The sequence below is a fragment of the Streptomyces sp. NPDC050856 genome (genome assembly GCF_040653855.1).
Lineage (GTDB): Bacteria > Actinomycetota > Actinomycetes > Streptomycetales > Streptomycetaceae > Streptomyces.
This window is the reverse complement of sequence record NZ_JBFAGV010000009.1, coordinates 120413-141291: the sequence shown is the minus strand read 5'-3', so window position 1 is coordinate 141291 and position 20879 is coordinate 120413. Positions and strand designations below refer to the sequence as shown.

The 20879-nt window shown below is 75.0% G+C and carries 17 protein-coding genes; 7 read left to right on the top strand and 10 right to left on the bottom strand.

Translation table 11 applies throughout. The annotated features are described in order from the left end of the window. Positions 1-68: 68 nt before the first annotated feature. The 3 genes from chvE to AB0H53_RS11530 form a co-directional block, all read right to left on the bottom strand. The gene (gene chvE / locus AB0H53_RS11540; protein ID WP_362110069.1) at positions 69-1166 is read right to left on the bottom strand and encodes a multiple monosaccharide ABC transporter substrate-binding protein; all 1098 of its coding nucleotides are present in this window, start codon (positions 1164-1166) and stop codon (positions 69-71) included. Between the two features lie 238 nt (positions 1167-1404). Next, positions 1405-1773 carry a hypothetical protein gene (locus tag AB0H53_RS11535; RefSeq protein WP_362110067.1) on the bottom strand — a complete coding sequence of 123 codons (369 nt, stop codon included), beginning with the start codon at positions 1771-1773 and terminating at the stop codon, positions 1405-1407. Between the two features lie 266 nt (positions 1774-2039). After that, a complete protein-coding gene (locus AB0H53_RS11530) occupies positions 2040-2414 on the bottom strand; it encodes a hypothetical protein (protein ID WP_362110065.1) in 375 nt (124 codons plus the stop codon). A gap of 237 nt (positions 2415-2651) precedes the next feature. Between AB0H53_RS11530 and AB0H53_RS11525 the strand changes: the two genes are divergently transcribed. The 5 genes from AB0H53_RS11525 (at position 2652) to AB0H53_RS11505 (ending at position 9822) form a co-directional block, all read left to right on the top strand. Further along, positions 2652-3047: a VOC family protein gene (locus AB0H53_RS11525; RefSeq protein WP_362110063.1), complete on the top strand. Its 396-nt coding sequence runs from the start codon at positions 2652-2654 to the stop codon at positions 3045-3047. Between the two features lie 122 nt (positions 3048-3169). Next, on the top strand, positions 3170-5797 hold the full coding sequence (lanKC, locus tag AB0H53_RS11520) for a class III lanthionine synthetase LanKC (RefSeq protein WP_362110061.1): 2628 nt from the start codon (positions 3170-3172) through the stop codon (positions 5795-5797). Then, on the top strand, positions 5794-5922 hold the full coding sequence (locus AB0H53_RS11515) for a SapB/AmfS family lanthipeptide (RefSeq protein ID WP_362110059.1): 129 nt from the start codon (positions 5794-5796) through the stop codon (positions 5920-5922). The genes lanKC and AB0H53_RS11515 overlap by 4 nt, the downstream gene beginning before the upstream one ends. 124 nt (positions 5923-6046) lie before the next feature. Beyond that, on the top strand, positions 6047-8065 hold the full coding sequence (locus AB0H53_RS11510; protein WP_362110057.1) for an ABC transporter ATP-binding protein: 2019 nt from the start codon (positions 6047-6049) through the stop codon (positions 8063-8065). Further along, positions 8062-9822: an ABC transporter ATP-binding protein gene (locus tag AB0H53_RS11505; RefSeq protein ID WP_362110055.1), complete on the top strand. Its 1761-nt coding sequence runs from the start codon at positions 8062-8064 to the stop codon at positions 9820-9822. The genes AB0H53_RS11510 and AB0H53_RS11505 overlap by 4 nt, the downstream gene beginning before the upstream one ends. 22 nt (positions 9823-9844) lie before the next feature. Here AB0H53_RS11505 and AB0H53_RS11500 read toward each other — a convergent pair whose 3' ends face one another. From AB0H53_RS11500 to AB0H53_RS11470, 7 genes are all read right to left on the bottom strand, one after another. Then, complete coding sequence (locus tag AB0H53_RS11500; RefSeq protein WP_362110195.1) at positions 9845-10519, bottom strand: response regulator transcription factor; 675 nt, start codon at positions 10517-10519, stop codon at positions 9845-9847. Between the two features lie 240 nt (positions 10520-10759). Further along, a complete protein-coding gene (locus tag AB0H53_RS11495; RefSeq protein WP_362110193.1) occupies positions 10760-11860 on the bottom strand; it encodes a serine protease in 1101 nt (366 codons plus the stop codon). A gap of 14 nt (positions 11861-11874) precedes the next feature. Further along, on the bottom strand, positions 11875-13023 hold the full coding sequence (locus AB0H53_RS11490; RefSeq protein ID WP_362110053.1) for a trypsin-like peptidase domain-containing protein: 1149 nt from the start codon (positions 13021-13023) through the stop codon (positions 11875-11877). Next, positions 13020-15959, bottom strand: a complete 2940-nt coding sequence (locus AB0H53_RS11485; RefSeq protein ID WP_362110051.1) for an ATP-binding protein — start codon at positions 15957-15959, stop codon at positions 13020-13022. The genes AB0H53_RS11490 and AB0H53_RS11485 overlap by 4 nt, the downstream gene beginning before the upstream one ends. After that, complete coding sequence (locus tag AB0H53_RS11480) at positions 15940-17067, bottom strand: hypothetical protein (protein ID WP_362110049.1); 1128 nt, start codon at positions 17065-17067, stop codon at positions 15940-15942. The genes AB0H53_RS11485 and AB0H53_RS11480 overlap by 20 nt, the downstream gene beginning before the upstream one ends. 72 nt (positions 17068-17139) lie before the next feature. Next, positions 17140-18117 carry a hypothetical protein gene (locus AB0H53_RS11475; RefSeq protein WP_362110047.1) on the bottom strand — a complete coding sequence of 326 codons (978 nt, stop codon included), beginning with the start codon at positions 18115-18117 and terminating at the stop codon, positions 17140-17142. An 87-nt stretch (positions 18118-18204) separates the two neighbouring features. Next, a complete protein-coding gene (locus tag AB0H53_RS11470) occupies positions 18205-19266 on the bottom strand; it encodes an ABC transporter permease (protein WP_362110045.1) in 1062 nt (353 codons plus the stop codon). A 180-nt stretch (positions 19267-19446) separates the two neighbouring features. Here AB0H53_RS11470 and AB0H53_RS11465 point away from each other — a divergent pair, with 180 nt between their 5' ends. Both AB0H53_RS11465 and AB0H53_RS11460 read left to right on the top strand, forming a co-directional pair. Next, entirely contained in the window at positions 19447-19767 is a 321-nt protein-coding gene (locus tag AB0H53_RS11465; RefSeq protein WP_362110043.1) for an STAS domain-containing protein, read from the top strand. 8 nt (positions 19768-19775) lie between these two features. Next, positions 19776-20723 (top strand): anti-sigma factor RsbA family regulatory protein, encoded by a 948-nt coding sequence (locus tag AB0H53_RS11460; protein ID WP_362110041.1) that lies wholly within the window; start codon positions 19776-19778, stop codon positions 20721-20723. The last annotated feature ends 156 nt before the right edge of the window (positions 20724-20879 follow it).

The window sequence follows — 20879 nt, the reverse complement described above, 5'->3', positions numbered from 1 at the left end:
GCCGGTCGTGGCACGGCCGCCCGTACGCCCGCCACCGGCTTCGCGGCCCGGCACGGGCCGGATCGTGGCTAGGAGAGCTGGTCCGCGGTGTACTGGCCCGACTCGACCAGCACCTTGCGGTAGTTGCCCTTGTCCACGCTGACCGGTTGCAGCAGATGGGCGGGGACGACCTTGACGCCGTTGTCGTACTGCTCGGTGTCGTTCACGGCGGGCTCGCCGCCGGTGAGCACGGCGTCACCCATCTGCACGGCCACCTTGGCCAGTGCGCGGGTGTCCTTGTACACGGTCTGGGTCTGCTCGCCGGCGATGATGGACTTCACCGAGGCGAGCTCGGCGTCCTGGCCGGTCACCACCGGCAGCGGCTTTCCGGCCCCGCCGTACCCGACGCCCTTGAGGGACGACAGGATGCCGATGGAGATGCCGTCGTAGGGCGAGAGCACCGCGTCGACGCGGGCGGACGTGTACGCCTTGCTGAGCAGGTTGTCCATCCGGGACTGCGCGACACCGCCGTCCCAGCGCAGGGTCGCCACCTGGCTGAAGGCGGTCTGCCCGCTGCGGACGACCAGCTTCCCGGCGTCGATGTGCGGCTTGAGGACGCTCATCGCGCCCTGGAAGAAGAAGGTGGCGTTGTTGTCGTCCGGGGAGCCGGCGAACAGTTCGATGTTGAAGGGCCCCTTGGCGTTGCTGAGGCCGAGCCGGTCGGCGATGTACCTGCCCTGGAGGACACCGACCTTGAAGTTGTCGAAGGTCGCGTAGTAGTCGACGTTCCCGGTGCCGCGGATCAGCCGGTCGTAGGAGATGACCTCGACGCCCGCGTCGGCGGCCTTCCGCAGGACGTCGGTGAGCGAGGAGCCGTCGATCGCGGCCACCACCAGCAGCCGGGCGCCCTTGGTGATCATGTTCTCGATCTGCGAGATCTGGTTCTCCACGACGTTGTCGCCGTACTGCAGATCCGTCCGGTAGCCCTTCGCCCGGAACTGCTCGGCCATGTTGGCACCGTCGTTGATCCAGCGTTCCGAGGACTTGGTGGGCATCGCGATGCCCACGAGACCACCCCGGTCGTCCTTCTTGTCCGCGTGGGGACCGACGCCGTTGGCGCTCTGGCCGCAGGCCGCCAGCGTCAGTGTGAGAGCCGCCGCAGCGAGGCCCGCCGAACCCTTCCGCACATTTCCTCCAGTGATCCGCCGCGACGTCCCTGTCCCGGCCCAGACTGCTTCTCCGTCTGGCGTGACAAGAGTGTTAACGCTAACAGGACGGGGGTCAAGGGCTGGTGAGATCACCGTTGCGCATCGCATTCCGGCGGTGAGGGGGTGGGTGGGCCAGCCGTCCGCTCACACGCGCGAGGGCTCGACCGAGCGTGGACCGCAGTGTTTTGTTAGCGCTAACAATGGCTTGTGGCGCCGGTCACCGCCGTGCGGCGCGCCGGAGCCTCCGGCGCAACCAGGCCCGCAGCCGCCGCAGCGGTCGTGGCGCCGCCCGTCCCGGCGGCCCACTGTGCGGGACCAGCGGTACCCGCGGCATCAAGTACCGCTCCCCGGAGGTCTCCAGGACGCAGAAGGGCACCTCGCCCAGGTCCCCCACCCGGACGGTGATGGGCCGGGGCGGGTCACCGGGCAGCTCGGCGGCGAGCACGGCGACCCCGCGCCGCCGGCCCGGGCACAGGGCGACCACCTTGCCGTCCACCAGCACCTCCACCGGACCGGACGGCCCGGTGAGCTCGACCGAGACGGAATGCCCGTCCTGGTCGAGGTGGAAACGATGACCGCGAGCCATGGCGCGCCTCCGGCCGCTGCGTGCCGCCACCGGTCCCCCCGGACCTCCAGGGTAGGCGCCGCCGCCCCGGCGCGCCGGGTCCGGCGGGGGGGCCGCACGCCAGCCGGCGACCCCACGGCCCGGACGCGCGCGCGGCGCGGCAGCGTGCCCCGTCGCCGGAGGTCGCCGGAGACCTCCGGGAGTCCCGGACGGGCGTGCCGGTCCGCGCGGCCGTGCCGGTGGCACACGTGGTGGCCGTACCGGGAGCGCCCGCGGGTGACGCCGGGTCAGGCCGGACGGTGTTCGATCGCCACCGCCACGGGGCCACCGGGGCCCGGGGCGCACCGCGCCACCGCGCCGCGCGTGGCACCGGGCTCCACCTCCACCCAGGGGGACCACCCGTTCAGTCCGCCGTCGCACAGCACCTGGGCCCGGAACCGGCCCGCCCTGTCCCCGCTGTTGAGGCAGGTGGCGGTCCCGGTCTCCTGGACCGTGTCGACGCTCCAGACGCACTCCAGCACGTGTGTGGCGCCGGGCCCCGCCCGGTGCGCGGGCGGGTGCGCCCCGGCCCGTGCCGGGGAGAGGGCCACCAGGAACATCGCCACCGCCGCCACCGCGGCGGCCCGTGGCGGTACCGGGTGCCGGACCGTTCGCTCGTTCACGTCGACTCGTTTCTCGCGCGCCCGCCGGCGGCGGGGTCGTCCGCCTCCCAGTCAACGGCCCCGGCTCGCCGCTCGGCGCGTGAGGAGGGCAATCGGGTGACCCGGCCGGGGGCGGAGCCGTGCCCCACCGGCCCCGGCCGGCGCCACCGCCCCGGGGGACCCGGACGCGCCGCCGCCGCGCCGCCGGGCGGTCCGGTGCGCGGGGATGGGCCGCCCGGCGGCGGGAACAAGGAGTCCATGACTGTGCCGAAGACCAGCGTCCTCGTACTCGACAGCGCCGAACCCGAAGACCTGGCGGACTTCTACGCCAAACTGCTGGACGCCCGGGCGCGACGCGGAACCGACCCCGACTTCATCGAAGTCGTCGGCCAGAACGGCGTGTGCCTGGCGATCCGCCGCGACCACGGCTACGCGCCGCCCAGTTGGCCGCGCCCCGACGACTCGCAGCAGGCCCATGTGCTCATCCTGGTGGCCCAGGACGACATGGACGAGGCGGAGCGGGAGGCCGTATCCCTGGGTGCCCGACCGGTGGAGACCAGGGACAACTCCGGTCCGCGCGACATCCGCACCTACGCCGACCCGGCCGGCCACTCCTTCACCCTCGCCGCCCGCGAAGGACGCTCGGCGGAGTGACCCGACGCGGACGCGGCGACGTTACTCGTGCGTTCCGCACAGCCGATTGCTGACTCCTGTGACTGTCGGCGGCGGGCCCCCCGGTGACACCGTCGTGTCTGTCGCCGACCGAGGGAGCAGGTGTGATCAAAGGCTACGCCGCCTTCTGCGACGCGGACCGTCACTTCTACGACGCGCCGCACCGGGTGTCCGCCGACGGCACCGGACGCGGGGGAGTGCTGTACGACGCCGCGCTCGCCCCGGTGCCCGCCGGATGGCAGCGCCACCGCAGTGGGGACTGGCTGGCCCTGCGGCCGATCGACCACACGCTGCCCGCCCAGGGATGGAAGATCCATGTCTCGGCCCGCCTGGAGAACGCCGAACGGATCCTGGCGAAGGTCGCGGAGTACTGCCTCACCCGTTCCATCGCCTTCAAGTTCGTGCCCAGCCGGTACCTGCTGCACAACCGCAACGCCAAGTACGCCGACCGTGCCGCCAGCGGCAAGTTCATCACCGTGTATCCCGCCGACGACGCACGGTGCCACCGGATCGCCGACGACCTGGCGGCGCTGCTGGCCGGCGAGAGCGGTCCGTACATCCTCAGCGACCTGCGCTGGGGCGAGGGGCCGGTGTACGTCCGCTACGGCAGCTTCACCCGCCGCCACTGCTACGGCGAGGACGGCGAGCTGTGCCCGGCCGTCGAGGACGCCGAGGGGCGGCTCGTACCCGACCTGCGGGGACCGGTCTTCCAGATCCCCGCCTGGCTGGAGGCGCCCGCCTTCCTCAAGCCCCACCTGCACGCCCGGGCCGCCGTGACCCTGGCCGACATCCCGTACACCATCGAGCGCGCCCTGCACTTCTCCAACGGCGGAGGCGTGTACGTCGGCCACGACCGCCGCACCGGCGAGAAGGTCGTCCTCAAGGAGGGCCGGCCGCACGCCGGTCTGGCCGCGGACGGCGCCGACGCCGTGGAGCGCCTGCGGCGCGAACAGGCCGCCCTGGAACGGCTGGCCGGACTGCCCTGCACGCCCGAGGTCCGCTCCGCCTTCACCCTGGGCGAGCACCACTTCCTCGCCATGCAGTTCATCGAGGGCAAGCCGCTCAACAGCTTCTTCGCCCGCAGGCACCCGCTCATCGAGGCGGACCCGACCCCGGAGAGGCTGGCCGAGTACACCGACTGGGCCCTGCGGACACACGGCCTGGTGGAGGAGGCCGTCGACGCGGTGCACGCCCGCGGAGTGGTGTTCAACGACCTGCACCTGTTCAACATCATGGTGTCCGAGGACGAGTCGTCCGTGGTGCTGCTGGACTTCGAGGCCGCCGCCCACATCGACGAGGGCCGCCGCCAGACCGTCGCCAACCCGGCCTTCGTCGCCCCGGCCCACCTGCGGGGCTTCGCCGTCGACCGGTACGCCCTGGCCTGCCTGCGCCTGGCCCTTTTCCTGCCGCTGACCAGCCTGTTCGCCCTGGATCGCGGTAAGGCCCGGCATCTCGCCGACATCGCGGCCGAGCAGTTCCCGGTGCCGCGCGCGTTCCTGGACGAGGCGGTCGAGGAGATCACCGGAGGGCCGGCCGGACCGGAGCACGGACCCGGCCGGGGGCCGTACCTGCCGGTCCGGCCCGCCGACTGGCCCCGCAGCCGGGACTCCATGGCGGGCGCCGTGCTCGCCTCCGCCACCCCGGAGCGCGAGGACCGCTGCTTCCCCGGCGACATCGCCCAGTTCGCCACCCCCGGCGGCGGTCTGACGTTCGGCTACGGCACCGCCGGAGTCCTGTACGCCCTCGCCGGGACCGGCGCCCCGCCGAGTCCGGACGCCGAGGAATGGCTGCTGCGGCACACCAAGGAGCCCGAGTCCGGCACGCCCCTGGGCTTCTACGACGGCCTGGCCGGCATCGCCTGGACCCTGGAGCGGCTCGGACACCCCGCACGCGCCCTGGAACTGGCCGAGCTGACGCTGCGCCGCCCCTGGGAGGACATCGCCCCCGACCTGCACAGCGGGCTCGCCGGCGTCGGTCTGGCCCTGGACTCGCTCGCCGCCTCCACGGGTGAGGGCGCCCTGCGCGACGCGGCCCTGCGCTGCGCCGACCTGGTCGCCCGCGCCGCGCCCGGCATCACCCGGGCCGGCCTGCTGCACGGCTCGTCCGGCGCCGCCCTGCTCTTCATACGCCTGTACGAGAGCCACGGCGACCCCGCCCTGCTGGACCTCGCGGCCGAGGCGCTGCGCCGCGACCTGGACCACTGCGTGACCAGTGCGGGCGGCACGCTCCAGGTCGACGAGGGCTGGCGGACCATGCCGTACCTCGGCGCCGGGAGCGTGGGCATCGGCATGGTGCTGGACGACTACCTCGCCCACCGCGACGACGACGCCTTCGAGCGGGCCAGGCGCGAGATCGTCCGGGCCGCCCAGGCCACCTTCTACGCGCAGCCCGGACTGTTCCGCGGCGCCGCCGGCATGGTGCTGTACCTCAGCCGTACCACCACGCCCGGCCCGGGCACCGGGCCCTTCGACGTACGGCGCCAGATCGACGCCCTCGCCCGGCACGCCGTGCCGTACCAGGGCCATCTGGCCTTCCCCGGTGAGCAGATGATGCGGCTGTCGATGGACCTCGCCACGGGGACCTCCGGCTGCCTGCTCGCCCTCGGCAGTGCCGCGCCCGGCGCGGACGCGCACCTGCCGTTCCTCCCGCCGCTGAGGCGGCCCACGAGCCGGCCCCATCCAGGGGCCGCGACCATGCACACCGTCCCCCTGAAGGAAAGGAAATCATCATGACGCTTCTCGACCTGCAGTCCATGGACATCCCGAAGGAAGAGGCCGCGGGCGACGTCGCCACCGGCAGCCGCGCCAGCCTGCTCCTCTGCGGTGACAGCAGCCTGAGCGTCACCACCTGTAACTGACCCTTCCCGCCGCGCGGTGCCGACTGCCGCGCGACTGAACGGTCAACCGGTCCCGGGCGGCGTGAGCCGCCCGGGACCACCCGTGCCACCGCACCGACCTCGCCCGAGGAGGACACCCGCCGAGATGACCTCCCCGCCGCCCCCCGCCGACCCGGCGGACCCGACCGGCCCGGGCGCCCGTGCCCACGACCGTGCCACCACCGGCCCGGCCGCCACCACCACCGGCCCGGCCGCCACCACCACCGGCCCGGCCGCTACCACCACCGGCCCGGCCGCCGCCGCGGCCCCCGGCCCCGCCCCGTCCACCGTCCGGGACGCCGCCGCCGACCGGCTGCTGCTGGCCGCCGCGCGGCACAGCGCGGGCCGCACCGCGGCGATCGCCGTCTGTTCCGTGGCCTCGGCCGCCGCCGCCCTCGCCGAGCCGGCCGTCCTCGGCCGCACCCTCGACCTGCTGCTCGACCGCTCCGCCGACGCGGCCCGCTGGACCGCCCTGTGTGCCGCGGTGATCGCGGCGGAGGTCCTCCTCGACGCGGTCGTCGCCCTGCTCACCGGCACCGTCAACGCCCGCTCCACCGCCTGGCTGCGCCGGCGCGGCACGGCCCGGCTGCTCGCCGCCGCCCCGCACCGGGCGGCCCGGTTCGCCCCCGGCGACCTGGCGACCCGGCTGACCGCCAACGCCACCGACGCGGGCACCGTGCCCGCGGCCGCCGCCGGAACGGTGGCCACGCTGCTGCCACCGCTGGGCGGGCTGATCGCCCTGCTGCTCATCGACCTGTGGACGGCCGCGGCGTTCCTGGCCGGAGTGCCGCTGCTGGTGCTGCTGCTCCGCGCCTTCGCCCGGGGCTCCTCCGACACCGTCTCCCGCTACCAGCGGGTGCAGGGGCGCATGGCCGACCGGCTGGTCGAGGCGCTGGCCGGGGCGCGGACCATCGCCGCCGCCGGCACCGCCGCGCGCGAACAGCGGCGCATCCTGGCCCAGTTGCCCGAGCTGTCCGCCGAGGGACGCCGGATGTGGCTGGTCTACGGCCGGGCCGTGGCCCGCAGCGGTGTCCTGATGCCGCTGCTGGTGTGCGTCGTCCTCGCCGTCGGAGGTGTCCGGCTCGCGGCCGGGGCCATCGGCGTGGGCGAGCTGCTGGCTGCCTCCCGGTACGCCGCGCTCGCCGCCGGCGTGGGCGCGGTCGCCGCGACCCTGGGGGCGCTGGTCCGCGGCCGTACCGCCGCCCGCCGCACCGGCGAGCTGCACACCCTGCCGCCGCTCTCCGCGCCGGCGCCCGGCCCGCCCGCCGACGGCCCCCGGGCGTCCGGCCGCGGCGGCCGGTGGGCCTCCCTGCCCGCCGGCGGCCCCGGCACCCTGGAACTGCGCGGTGTCACCGTCGTACGGGACGGGGCGGCCCGGCTGCGCGGCGTCGACCTGCGGGTTCCCGGCGGGGCCACCGCGGCCGTGGTCGGCCGGTCGGGGGCGGGCAAGTCCCTCCTGGCCGCCGTCGCCGGGCGGCTCACCGGCCCCGACGAGGGCCGCGTGCTGCTCGACGGGGTGCCCCTGGACGCCGTCGGCCCCGGGGAGTTGCGGCGCGAGATCGGGTACGCCTTCGCACGGCCCGCCCTGTTCGGGGCGACGGTCGCGGACGCGATCGCCTTCGGCGGTGAACGGCCGGCGGCCGGCGCGCTCCGCCACGCCGCCCGGGCGGCGGGCGCGGACGACTTCGTCCAGCGGCTGCCCCGGGGGTACGACACCCCGCTCGACGACGCTCCGCTGTCCGGCGGCGAACTGCAACGCCTCGGTCTGGCCCGGGCCTTCGCCCACGTGGGGCGGCTGCTGATCCTGGACGACGCCACCTCCAGCCTCGACACCGTGACCGAACGGGAGGTGGAGCGGGCGCTGGCCGCCGACGTGCGGGCGGGCACCCGGCTGGTCGTCGCCCACCGCCTGTCGTCCGCCGCCCGCGCCGACCTGGTGATCTGGCTGGACGCCGGGCGGGTACGCGCGGTCGGCGCGCACCGGGCCCTGTGGCGGGACCCCGCCTACCGGGCGGTCTTCGCCGCCGCGCCGCCCGCGGCCCCGGGGACCGCCCCGCCGTCCGTGCCCGCCGGGCCCGCCGGGCCCGCCGTGCCGGGCGCGGCCGACCGGCCGGGCCGCCCGTGACGGCCGCCGGGACGGCGTACGAACGAGGGGCACTGCGCCGGGTGCTGCCCCAGGGGCGGCGCTTCCTGCTGCGCAGGAAGCGTGCCCTGCTCGCCCTGGCCGGCTGGTCCGTGCTGGAGTCCGCGCAGACCTTCGCCGGCGGCTACGGCGTCGCGCGGGCCCTGGACGACGGTTTCCTGGCCGGCCGCACCGACGTGGGCCTGCTGTGGCTGGCCATGACCGGCGCCGCGACCGTCCTGGGCGGCCTGGCCGTGCGCGGGGTCTTCACCGGCCTGGCCGGCCTGGTGGAGCCGCTGCGCGACGGGCTCGTCCGCCGCGCCGTGTCCCAGGCACTCGCCACGGCGGTGGCCGACCCCGCGCGCGCCGACGGCACGGCGGTCTCCCGGCTCACCCACCAGACCGAGATCGCCAGGGACAGCTTCGCCGGGCTCGTCCTGACGGTCAGGTCCTTCGTCTTCACCGCCCTGGGAGCCCTGCTCGGCATGGCCTCGCTGGCTCCCGCGCTCCTGCTGGTGGTCCTGCCGCCACTGCTGCTGGGGCTGGTGGTGTTCCTGGCCACGCTGGTGCCGATGGCCGCCGCGCAACGCGCGTTCCTCGACGCCGACGAGGCCCTCGCCGCGCGGGTGGGAGCCGTCGGTGCCGGACTGCGCGACGTGGTGGCGTGCGGCGGTGAGCGGCGGACCGCCGAGGCGCTGGACCGGCTCATCGACGCGGAGGCCCGGCTGACGCGCTGCCTGGCGCGGTGGGCGGCGGTCCGCACGCTCGCCCTGGGCGCCGCCGGGCGGCTGCCGGTGGTCGCCCTCCTGGTGGCCGCACCGTGGCTGCTGCGGGGCGGGCTCTCCGCGGGCGCGCTGCTCGGCGCGCTGACCTACCTCGTACAGGCGCTGCTGCCGGCGCTGCACGCCCTGATGACCGCACTCGGCGCGGCGGGCACGCGGCTGCTCGTGGTCCTCGACCGGTTCCCCGCCGGGACGCCGGCCCCGCCGCCGGGCCGTCGCCCGGCCGGCGCCCCCGGGAAGGATCCCGGTGTTGGGGGCGGCCCGCCCGCCGCGGAACTGCGGGGCGTCTCCTTCGCCTACGGCTGCGGCGCCCGTCCGGTGCTGGACGGACTCGACCTGGTGGTGGCGCCCGGGGAGCACCTCGCCGTGGTGGGCCCCAGCGGCATCGGCAAGTCCACGCTCACCGCGCTGCTCGCCGGGCTGCTGACGCCCACCCGGGGCACCGTGGCGCTCTGGGGCGTCCCCGCGCGGGACCACGGCCGCCAGGAGCCGCCGCCGCGGGCCCTGCTGCCGCAACAGGCCTACGTGTTCACCGGTACCGTCCGCGAGAACCTGCTCTACCTGTGCCCCGACGCCCCGCCCGAGCGAGTGGAGCGGATGACGCGGGCGCTGGGGCTGCGGCCCCTGGTGCGGCGGCTCGGCGGCCTCGACGCCATGACGGGGCCCGGGGAACTGTCCAACGGGGAGCGGCAGTTGCTGGCGCTGGGGCGGGCCTATCTGTCACCCGCCCCGCTGCTGCTGCTGGACGAGGCCACCTGCCATCTGGACCCGGAGGCGGAGGAGCGGGCCGAACGCGCCCTGGCGGCACGGCCGGGCACGCTCGTGGTGGTCGCGCACCGCGTCTCGTCGGCGCTGCGGGCCGATCGGGTGCTGGTCCTGGACGGCGAGCGGGCGGACTGCGGCACGCACGGGGAACTGCTCGGCCGCTCCGCTCTCTACCGTGATCTGGTGGGCCTGTGGCGGCCCGGTGCGGGGTGAGGGGCACCGCACCGGCGCGGGCTCACATCCAGCCGGCCCCCTGGGATATGCGGATCGCGTCGATCCGGTTGCGGGCGCCGACCTTGCGGGTCGCCGAGGACATGTAGTTCCGGACCGTGCCGTTGGACAGGTGCAGGCCCCTGGCTATCTCGGCTATGGACTCCCCCTCGGCCGCCCGGGCCAGCACGCTGAGCTCCCGCGCGGTGAGCGGCATGCGCGCCGCCTCCAGAAAGCCGAAGGCGAGCGATTCGTCCACGAACCGCTCGCCTTCGGCGACCTTTCTGATGGCGCGTACCAACCTGTTGGGGGACCCGTCCTTGTCCACGTATCCCAGCGCGCGCGCCTCGAACGCTCTGCGCAGCGCGCCCGGCCTGCCCGCCGAGGCGAGCACCAGCAGGGCGGTACGCGAGTGCAGCAGGCTTCTGGCCGGACCGCGCCCGCCGTCCCCGCCCTCACCCCGGTCCCGGCCGGCGCGGTCCGCGAGCAGGCCGCCGGTCCCGCCGCCACGGTGGAGGTGGCCGCCGCCCTCGTCGTCCCGGCCGCCGTCGAGCAGCCCCCCGGCCCCGGGACAGTCCAGGTCGACCACGCAGACGTCCGGCCGTAACGACTCCGCGTCACGCCCCGCCGTGCGCCAGCCCGCCGAGAAGACGTCGAACGAGCCCTCCGATTTCAACAGTGCCGTCAGCGCCGATCTCATCAGGCTGACGCTGTGCACCACAAGAACCCTGGTCACACTGGTCCCCCCTCCACTTGACTACCCGAAACCCCACGGTGACCGTCGTCATGGTCACCCATCGGCTGCCCCCGAGTACGAGGGAAGAACCTTTCTGCGGGTGGTGTAAGGGCGCGTGGACCCCCGTATTGCGCCCCTTGTGCTTCAGTGCCACTCGTACGGGGTATTGCCGATCGGCCGGGGAATCCCTGGTGGGGCGCCGGCTCAGACGAAGTTCACCCCAGTCCGCTCCAGCAGCGGATCGTCGGCGAGTTGCCACAGCGGTACCGCGTAGTTGCCGACGCCGTAGCGCCCGCCGAAGTGCAGGCCCAGCACCCGGTGGTCGACCAGGTCGAAGACCGGTGAGCCGCTGTTGCCGCCCAGGGTCGAGCAGTCGTGCTTCATGACGTTCGCGTCCGGCACGAGTTCCGTGGCCGTGCCGGGCTGGAGCCGCTTGACGTTGTAGACGTCCATGAAGATCCGGCGCATCGACTCCGGTTCGTTGCGCCGCCCGTCCCACGCCGGGTACCCGACGCAGTACACCGGGTGCCCCGGCAGGTCGGGCGGCCCGTCGGCGGCCACGGCCAGCGGCGCGGGCAGCGGGCCCGAGCCGTCCCGGGCAGCGACCCGCAGCAGCGCCATGTCGACCTCGGGGTGCACGCCCAGCACCTCGACGACCTCGAAGGACGGCCCGCCCTCACCGGGCGGCGCCCCGAACTCCTCACCCATGTCGAGCCGGGCCGCCATGCCCTGCTGGACGGTCCAGCCCTCACCGTCGCTCGCGGTGAACTCGACCGCCACATGGCGGTTGGTCATCACGACGTCCGTGCCGACCAGGAAGGCGGTGCCCACCCAGTCCAGGCTGTGGTGGCCGGTCACCTCCACCCGGCCCACGCGCGCGATCGACTCGCGGATCGCCGCCCGGTGGCCGTCCAGCACCGCCCAGTCGCCCGCCTGCGCCGGGAAGTCGCATCCCCGCACCAGGATGGCGGGCCGCCCCTCGAGCAGGACGATCGCCTCCATGCCGAAGGACTCGTCATCGGTGATCTCGTCGGCGCGCCCCTCGGCCAGCTTGTCCAGACCGTCGGCGCCGGACGACAGCACCCGGTCGCGCTCCTGGGCGGCGAACCGTTCGATCTCGCCGGAGGGCTGCTCCTCGGCCGGGAGGTCCTCCGCCGACTCGGGGACCTCCCGTGCCAGGAAGTCCCGCACCCGCCGGGCGACCTCCCGGGGGTCCGGGAAGACCTGCTCGGGCCCGGTCGCCACCGGGGACACCGGTGCCCGCCACGGCCTGTCCCGTCCGCCGGTCCCGCTGCCACCGCTCACTTCGCTCACTTCGCTCACCTCGCTCCGCCTCGGGCGGCGTCCTGCGCCGCCCGGACCTCGGCATGGACCTCCGGGCTGCCGGCCTCCAGATGCCGCATCACGGTCGCCACCTGAGTGCCGACGTTCACGAAACCCGTGGCCCGCCCCTGGAACATCACGTTCTCCACGCGCCGCGTCCCCCGGTGCAGCGCGACCACCTCCCAGTCGTCGGTCAGCACCGGCGACCCGGACGATCCGCCGCGGGTGTCGGTGAAGTACCGCAGGTCGCGCTCGTCGGCCTCGTAGACGAGGTTGTTGCGCAGGGCGACCCGCTTGGGCTGCCCGCCGGGGTGCTGGATGATGTTGACGGCGACGAAGTCGCCCGGCGCGACCGCCAGGGGACCTCGCGCGAGCCGCAGCACCGGCCGGGCCGGTTCGCCGTCCAGCCGCAGGACCGCGTAGTCCAGGTCCGCGTCCCAGGCGAGGAGATCCGCGACCGTCGCCTCCTCGGCGGCCTCCTCGTCGTCGTCGGTGTCGTACCCGAACCGGCAGTGGGTGTGCCGGGCCTGGAGGAGCAGGTCGCCGTCACCGGCCGGCGGCCGCCCGGCGCCGGTACCGGTCCGGGCGTTGACCACATGGTGGTTGGTCACCAGCAGTGACGGGGCCAGCAGCCACCCGGTGCCGGAGTGGGGGAAGCCGTTCGGCCGGAGCGGGGCGCCGTCCTCGTACGGCGGGACCTTGAGCCGGGCGACCGCCGCCCCGGCCTGCTCGCCGTCGCGCAGGAAGGCGAACGGGACGGTGTCGTCGCGGTGGACGATCTGCTCCTTGGTCTCCGGGACGGGCAGCCCCGCCGGTATGTCCGGCTCCCCGCCGGCCCGCCGGGCGACCTCGTCCAGGGCGCGCTGGAAGACCGCCATGGGCCCGGCCTCGGTGGTCTGCGCGACCGCGTTGCGCAGCCAGATCTCCAGCGGCACCGAACCGTCCACCAGCCGCTCCACGCGGTTCATCCCACTCAGGTCGGAGTGCACCTGGAGGCCCGGCGCGGCCAGTTGCGGCAGCGTCCCCCGGTAACGCGGCAGGATGCCGTCGAACAGCAGGGGCCGTACCGAGGGGTCGGCAAGTCCGCTGTCCAGGGCGGCGTCCCGGACCTCCAGGAGCTCCTGCGGGGAGAGGTAGGTGTTCATGACGGGCCGTTCCCTTCCGCACGCGGCCGGGCGGCGGAGTGCTCGGCGGCGCCGCCCGGCATGTCACCGCCCGAGCCCAGGCCCATGGCCTCGGCCACCCCGGCCGCGATCTCGCCGCTGTCGTCGGGCACCTCCAGCAGCCGCCGGGCGAGCGCGTCGAGGCTGCCGTGGGCGTGCGCCAGGCGCAGGATCCCGGTGATGCCGGAGGGCGGGGCCGTCCCCGGCCGGCGCCCCGGCGCCGCCTCCTGGCGCAGCACCTCCATCACCGGGCCCAGCAGCGCCGGTTCCCGCGACACCGCCCGGCAGATCGCCGCCCCGAGGACCCGCGGCGCCTCCTCGCCGGCCGGCAGCCCCACCACGTCCAGCGCCTCGTCGAGCACCCCGGGATAGCGGGTGTGCATCTGCGACGCCACCGCCCGTACCAGCACCGGCTGGTCGGCCAGGACGGAACCGGGCAGCAGCCGCAGCCGGCGGACGAGCCGGGTACCGGCGTCGCCGCCCGGCGGGCCGGCCGCGTCCGCCCTGGGGAGCAGCCGGGCACGGGCCAGCAGGGCGCCCACCGCCTCCAGTTCCAGCCCGGCCCGTACCGCCAGGTCCTCCGCCGCGCGCAGGTCCCGTTCGGCGCCCGCCAGGTCGCCCGCCTCCCGGGCGAGCCGGGCGGACAGCAGCAGCAGTTCCAGGTGCCGGTGCGCGCACCCGGCACGCTCGGCGGGGCCGGTGGCGGCCGCCACGACCCGCCGCGCCTCCTCCAAGCGCCCCAGCCGGTCCAGCGTCTCGGCCAGCAGGGCGTGCAGCGCGCTGCACGGCGTCCACGGTCGCCGCTCGGCCAGCCGGGTCAGCGCGGCGTCGGCGAGCCCCTGCGCCAGCAGGTCCTCGACCTCCCGGGCGGCCATCCGCTCCCAGTCCTCCTGGTCGGCGCCGGCCATCACCCGCTCCTGGGCACCGGTGCCGAGCCGGGCGGTGAGCAGCGCGGCCGCCCGGGGGCCCATCTCCCGTTCCGCCCCGGCCAGGAACCGTTCGACGCCCGGCAGCCAGCGCTCCTCCACCGCGCGCGGATCCTCCTCCAGCCGCAGCCGGTGGTAGATCTCCTCGGCGCGGGCCTCGACCCCCTCGCGGGCCGCGTAGTACTGGACCGCGCGGCGCTCCACCTCACGGGTCAGGGCACCGCGGTCGCCGCCCGTCAGCCGCAGCATGATCGCGCGTACGTCCTTGCGGTGCCGCACGGTCCCCGGACGGTACGGCTCGACCAGGTCGAGCCCGGCCAGCTCGTCGAAGAGCGCGCGGGCCTCCTCCGGGGTGCCCACCCGCAGTCCGCACGGCGCGGCCAGGACGTCCTTGATGATCTCGGGGGTGATGATCCGCAGCACCAGCCCGGGGTGGGCCAGGCGGCGCACCCGCTCGTCGGTGATGTGGTGCAGGATCCGGTCGTACAGGATTCCCTGGACCAGCATCTGGTCCACCTGGTGGAAGAACTCGTCCCGCCGTTCGGGCAGGTCGTCGATCAGGGCGCCGGTGCGCCCGGGGTCCTTCCCGGCGAGTGCGGCCGCCCGGGCGGCGAGCCGCAGACTCAGCGGATGGCCCCCGACCCGGCCGGCCAGCGCCCGCGCCACCCCGGGGTCCGCCACCCCGCACGCCTCCAGCAGGGCGACGGCCGCCTCCCGGTCCAGCTCGCCGAGCTCCAGGTCCAGGGACGCCATGGGCTGGGCGGGATGCCCCACCGGCGCCCGCCCGGACACCAGCACCCGCAACCGGGGGTAGACGTTCCGGAAGGCCAGGAACATCGCCCACAGCCTGCCCAGCGCCGGCGACCCCCGGTACTGGGCGGCCTCGAACGAATCCAGCACCAGCACGAACGGCGTGTCCGCCCGGCCGGCCGCCGACACGGCCCGCAGCAGCACGTCCGCGACCCGCCGGAACAGGTCCGTCTCGCGCTCGGTGGCCAGCGCCTGCATCTCCCGTGACGAACCGCGCCCCACCGTCGCCCGGGTGGTGGCCAGCCGGTGCAGCTGCGCCACCCGCTCCTCGTCCTCCCGCTCCAGGCGCGCGGCGCGCTGGCACTCCTGCGCCAGCACGTCCAGCTCGGCGTGGTACGCCGGGTACTGCACGCCCAGCTGGCGGGCCGCCTCACCGATCAAGGTGGCCGGCTCGTGCACCGAGAGGGTGGGCCGTTCGAAGTCGACGTACGCGAACGGGAACCCCTGCTCCGGCCGGCGGACGCTGCCGAGCAGGAACGCGGCCAGCAGGGTGCTCTTGCCGATGCCGCCGGGACCGTGGACGACCAGCGGCGGCGCCGGACCGGGCGGCGGCGCGCGGCCCTCCGACAGCCCGGCGTACTCGCGCAGCCGCGCCAGCTCCCGGTCCCGGCCCTGGAACGGCCCGCCGACGAGGCGTTCCAGGGGTTCGAACAGCCGGGCCCGCTCCAGCTCGCGCTGGAGCTCCTCGGTGGCGGGCAGCCCGCTCACCCCCGGCACGCAGGACAGCCAGAGCACCGCCTGGAGGATGTCGGTCAGCTCGTCGGCGCTCCTGCCCTCCGGGCGCGGCGGGTGGCCCGACAGGTACGCCAGGCAGGCCCGTTCCGGCCCCGGCTCCCCGCCGAACAGGGCGGCGTTGTCCGCCAGGGCGCGCAGCGCGGCGTGCGGACCCGCCAGGGAGCGCAGCGCCTCCTCGCGCACCTCCGACCGCAGCGTCCAGGTCGCGCGGCCCGCCCCGCCGACGGCCACGCAGTCGTCGAGCAGCTCCAGCACCGCTCCGCCCTTGGGGTGCCCCTCGCCGGGCAGCCGCAGCAGCAGCGGGTCGAAGCGGGTCAGCAGACAGGCCGCCTGCCGGTAGGCGCGGCGGGTCTCGGAGACGGCGGGGGAGTCGTCGTCCCCGGCCCGCAACTCCTCGCGCAGCCGGGTGGCGAAGATCTCGCGCAGGTCAGAGCGACCGATAGACATGGATGGCCCTCTCCGCGGCCGTGCACACCGCGCGCATGTAGCTCTCGCCGCCGTCCGCCGCGCGGTGCGCGGCACGCAGGACCTCCTCCACAGCCACGTCCACCAGCGCCGCCAGGGTGGCCTCGGCCTGCTCACCGTCGCCCAGGGACGGCGGAGGCGACTCGTGGAAGTACTGCTCGAAGAAGCCGTACAGGTCGTCCCGGTCCACGACCCGCGCCGTGTCCCGGCACACGCTGCCCCGCAGGTCGTAGGGGAGCTGGCGCATCGAGGGCCCGTAACCGAGCAGCACCAGGCGGGGCGCCCGGTCGTGGCGGACGCCGGCGTGCTCGTAGATGGCCAGGGCGAGCTTGCCGATCAGGTCCCACACGTCGGAGGTCGGGTCCAGCTTGTCGCAGTCGTCCAGCACCAGCCAGAAGTGGTCGTCGGCGGCGGTGGCCCGGCCGACCACCCAGTGCACCGCGTCGTCGAGGGAGGGGAGCGGATCGCTCAGCTCCGACGGGGGCGGTGGCGCGAGCCCCGCCCGGGGGTCGGCGACGAACTCGGCGAGCCGCCGGACGACCTTGACGGCGGTCGAGGTCCGGCACAGGGTGACCCGGGCCGGCCGGAAGCCGCTGTGCTGGCCCACGTGGCGGATCAGGTGGTACGTGTACGACCTCCCGCTGCCCGGCTCGCCGTCCACCAGCAGCACCGACTTCTCCGGATCGGTGACGAACCGTCGCAGGGTCTCCCGCAGCCGCCGGCGGTCGATGAAGACCACGGTTCCGTTCTTCATCACGCAGCTGCGGAAGCTGTCCTGCGAGGCGTGCACCCGCTGGTCCTCGCGCAGCCGCTCCAGGAACTCCTGGGCCTTGGCGACCTCCGGCCGCACGAGCAGGTGGTCGGACGACGCCACCGCTTCGACCAGCCTGAGCTGGGCGGGGATGTCCCGGCGCGAAGCCCGCACCAGCGCGCGGGCGTTGTCGGAGCTGACCGCCGTCAGCGGCAGCGCGGAGACGAACTCGGCCGGGAACCCGTGCTGCGCGAGCCTGCTGTGCGGTTCGGTGGTCTCCAGCAGGCACTCCCGCGCCCACAGGGTGACCAGGTCCCATTCCGTTTCCGCCAAAGGCATGCCGCACCACCTGCCGGGACGGCCTCGCTTTCCCGATACCAACTGCCTCCGCTTGTCATGTTTCCACCCGTCTCAGCCCGCCGCAAGACGGTCGAGCAGACGGCGGCACACCTCATTGACCTGCGGGTTCGCCAAATATTCAACGATGCCGTGATGGTTGTCGCTGTCGTTGCTGACCAGCAGGTCGGTGACCCGCTCGGCCGGCGGGTACTCCGGCCTCAGGGTGTGGTCCAGGGCCACCAGGTCCCGCGGGTCGGAGGCGTTCAGCCAGGACCGGACTCCCGCCGGCACCGCGGGCGGCTCGGCCAGGTGGTCCTGCACCTCGGTGACGGCCAGCGGTGAGCCCACGGTGACGAAGAGCTCGGTCTCCCGCTCCAGCTCCGTCAGTACCTCGTAGGCGACGATCGACCCGAGGCTGTGTCCGACGACGATCAGCGGGGCGCCCTCCACCGCCGCCAGTTCCGCCCGCACCACCTCGCGGATCGCGTCCCCAGCGCCGCCGAAGAAGTAGGCGTGGACGTCCTTGAAGGTGTACTTGACCAGCGTCCGGAACACCGCCTTGCGGGCGGGCGCCGGCAGCGGCAGGGCCTCGGCGGGGACGCCGCCCGGCGGGCCGTCGGGGTTCCGCCCGCTCCCGGCATTCCCGGCGCTCCCCGCACTCACGGTGCTCTCGGCGAGGGTGTCCGCGAGGTAGGTCATGTCCCGCAGCCAGCCGCCGAGCGGGTCGCCCTCCCCGCCGGTCCAGGGTCCCTCCGGCGCCGCACCGCCCGACTCGAACCAGGCCTCGCCCAGGGCCCGCGCCACGAACTCCTCGGGCGGCTCGGCCGCCACCGGCTGCGGCATCTCCTCGACGCCCCCGGCTTCCCGGCCGTCCAGCGGGTCGGGCCGGTCGTCCGGCAGTGGCGCGTCGTACCGGAGCGGAGCCCAGTACGCCATGCGCGAGACCCCGGCCATGTCGGTGCCGAACAGCGCCCGGTCCCACTGGGACTTCAGGAGCTCGGCGCGGACCTTGTTCCCATTGCCGTGCACATAGATCACCGCGGGGCGCATGGTGCCTCCCACCACCGCCGGAAGACGGAACGGCGGTCACTGTCAGTATTGGCCCGCCCCGGGCCCGCCGCAATCGGCGCCGCCGGTTCAGCCCCCGGCGTGCGCCGGGGCCCGGTCGCGGCCGCCCGGGTGGCGGTGGCGCCACGCCCAGAACACGGCGCAGGACACCAGGGCCCAGCCCGCCAGCACCGCGAACGGGAAGAGGTGCTGGTGGCCGCCGAAGTAGACGGCCGTGTGCTGGGCGTTGACCGAGGCGCCGGGCGGCAGCCAGCGCCCCAGGAGTCCCAGGGGGGACGGCAGCAGCGGCCAGGAGACCGCGCCGCCCGACGAGGGATTGCCGAGCAGCACCATCAGCCCCCAGGTGGGCAGCATCGCCCAGCGCCCGATCAGGGTGTTGAACATGGTGAAGACCATGCCGGAGGCGAACATGGTCAGGGACAGGATCAGCCACGACTCCGCGAACGGCAGATCGACCGCGCCCAGCAGCCAGTCCACGGTGGCCGCGACGGCGAACCCGCCGAGCAGCGCGTACGCCGCGGTGAACGCGATCCGCTCGGCCGGGTCGAGCCCCCGGGCGTGCACGCTCAGCTGGATGGCACCCACGAACCCGATGATCACCGCGGCCAGGGAGACGTAGAACAGCGCCAGCCCGCGCGGGTCGCCCGGCTGGAGCGGGGCGACGTCCCGTACCCGCACCGGCACCCCGGTCGCCCTGCTCACCGCCGCACCCGACTCGCTCAGCAGCTGCGCCACCGAGGCGCCCGACGCGCCGGCCACGTCCAGCTCGACCCGGCCCGGCAGGACCGCGAGGATCGCGAAGACCCGCTGCTCCTCCACCGCGGCCCGCGCCTCCTCCCGGCTGCCGTACCTGCGCAGCTCCACCGACGCGTTGAGCGCCTCCTCCAGGCCGGCCACGAACCGCCTGCCGTGGGCCGAGTCAGGGGCGCCGACCACGGCGGTGGGAATGTGCCGGGGAGTGGGGTCGGCCATCGTGTAGGTGTAGGAGCCGGCGAACAGCGCGGCCGCCGCCGCCAGGATCAGCACCAGCACCGAGGCCGGCAGGAAGGGCGACTGCCGGAACGCCGCCCACCGGGTCGGGGTCCTGGCGTGCGCGCCGTGTGCGGGGCGCTCCGCGGATGTATCGGGCATGGCGCCAGGCTAGGACACGCATATCGCCTCAATCGGGGCGGCTCGCACACCGGTGCGGGGCCGCTGTCGCCCCCCGACCTGCTTGAACCGGCAAGGACGGGGTACCGTCGGAGGAGCCGAACAGCGGCGAGGCAGGTACGCGGAGGTGGGATGGCGGTCCGGTATGGCGCGGAGGGGGCCATGGACGAGCGCCCCCATTCCACCCTGGTCGTCGACCGGACGGCGCACCCTCGGGGCGTGCGCGTGTCCGGTGAGGTGTATCTGGACACCAGGGCCGAGTGGGATCACGCACTGCACCGCCTCGCCCTGCGCGACGAGGACATTCACATGGATCTGACGGGGCTCACCTTCGTCGACGTGGCGGGAGCGACCTCGCTGGCGCACGCGGCGCGCAACCTGCCCGCGGGCCGGCGCATCGTCGTCCGCAACCCCCCGCCCTCCCTGAGCCGTGCGCTGGACCTGTTCTGGCCGGGCCTGACGGCGATCGAGGTCGCGAGGTGAACCCCAGCATGACGCCCGAGACGGAGCCGTTCGTCCATCCGGCGCTGTTCTACGCGGACGAGGACGCCTATCTGGCGGGCACCGTGCCCTTCATGGAGGCCGGGCTGGCCGCGGACGAGCCGGTGGCGGCGGCCGTGCCCGGGGAGAACCTCGCACTGCTGCGCAAGGCACTGGGCCGGCACGCCGAGCGGGTGCGCCTGCTCGACATGCAGGAGGCCGGCCGCAACCCGGGCCGGATCATCCCCCGGGTGCTGCGCGCCTTCGCCGACGCCCACCCCGGCCGGCACGTGCGGATCATCGGAGAGCCGATCTGGCACGGCCGCAGCGACGCCGAGTACCCCGCCTGCGCCCAGCACGAGGCGCTCATCAACCACGCCTTCAGCGGCCGTACGGCGACCATCCTGTGCCCGTACGACACCTCCCGGCTGGACGAGCGGGTGCTCGCCGACGCGCACGCCACGCACCCGCTGCTCATCGAGGACGGCGCCGAGCGGGCCAGCGACGCCTACGCGCCCGACCGCGTCGTCGCCGACTACAACGTGTCCTTCTCCCCGCCGTCCGGCGCGCGGGAGCTGGCCTACGACGCCGACCTGCTGCCCGACGCGCGCAACTTCGCCACCCACCACGCGGCCGCCCTGGGGCTGGCCGCGGAGCGCCGTGACGACTTCGCCCTGGTGGTCGCCGAGCTCACCACCAACAGCGTGGTCCACGGCGGCGGCACCGGCACGGTACGGGTCTGGGCCGAGGCCGGGCAGGTGGTGTGCGAGGTGCAGGACGGCGGGCTGCTGAGCGATCCGCTCGCCGGCCGCCGGCCCGCCGCACCCGGCCAGATCGGCGGGCGCGGCCTGCTGCTGGTCAACTACCTCTCGGACCTGGTCCGGGTGCACACGGACCGCCGGGGCACCACGATCCGCTGCTGGTTCCCCCTGCTCCCCGGCGGCCCCGCCACCGCCTGAGACGGCTCGGGCCACCGCCCGAGCACGTCGGGGACCACCGTCCGAGGACACGTCGGGGACCACCGTCCGAGGACACGTCCGGGACCGGGCTCGGCGAACCCCCTCCGGGACGTCCGAAACAGCTCGCGCCGAGGCCGCTGCCCCGCGCGCCCGGGG

What these genes read in the sequence shown, in the direction of transcription:
- AB0H53_RS11535 (WP_362110067.1), bottom strand. Translation starts at nt 1,773, where the DNA reads ATGGCTCGCGGTCATCGTTTCCACCTCGACCAGGACGGGCATTCCGTC.
- AB0H53_RS11525 (WP_362110063.1), top strand. Translation starts at nt 2,652, where the DNA reads ATGACTGTGCCGAAGACCAGCGTCCTCGTACTCGACAGCGCCGAACCC.
- AB0H53_RS11515 (WP_362110059.1), top strand. Translation starts at nt 5,794, where the DNA reads ATGACGCTTCTCGACCTGCAGTCCATGGACATCCCGAAGGAAGAGGCC.
- AB0H53_RS11510 (WP_362110057.1), top strand. Translation starts at nt 6,047, where the DNA reads ATGACCTCCCCGCCGCCCCCCGCCGACCCGGCGGACCCGACCGGCCCG.
- AB0H53_RS11500 (WP_362110195.1), bottom strand. Translation starts at nt 10,519, where the DNA reads ATGAGATCGGCGCTGACGGCACTGTTGAAATCGGAGGGCTCGTTCGAC.
- AB0H53_RS11490 (WP_362110053.1), bottom strand. Translation starts at nt 13,023, where the DNA reads ATGAACACCTACCTCTCCCCGCAGGAGCTCCTGGAGGTCCGGGACGCC.
- AB0H53_RS11485 (WP_362110051.1), bottom strand. Translation starts at nt 15,959, where the DNA reads ATGTCTATCGGTCGCTCTGACCTGCGCGAGATCTTCGCCACCCGGCTG.
- AB0H53_RS11480 (WP_362110049.1), bottom strand. Translation starts at nt 17,067, where the DNA reads ATGCCTTTGGCGGAAACGGAATGGGACCTGGTCACCCTGTGGGCGCGG.
- AB0H53_RS11475 (WP_362110047.1), bottom strand. Translation starts at nt 18,117, where the DNA reads ATGCGCCCCGCGGTGATCTATGTGCACGGCAATGGGAACAAGGTCCGC.
- AB0H53_RS11470 (WP_362110045.1), bottom strand. Translation starts at nt 19,266, where the DNA reads ATGCCCGATACATCCGCGGAGCGCCCCGCACACGGCGCGCACGCCAGG.
- AB0H53_RS11465 (WP_362110043.1), top strand. Translation starts at nt 19,447, where the DNA reads ATGGACGAGCGCCCCCATTCCACCCTGGTCGTCGACCGGACGGCGCAC.
- AB0H53_RS11460 (WP_362110041.1), top strand. Translation starts at nt 19,776, where the DNA reads ATGACGCCCGAGACGGAGCCGTTCGTCCATCCGGCGCTGTTCTACGCG.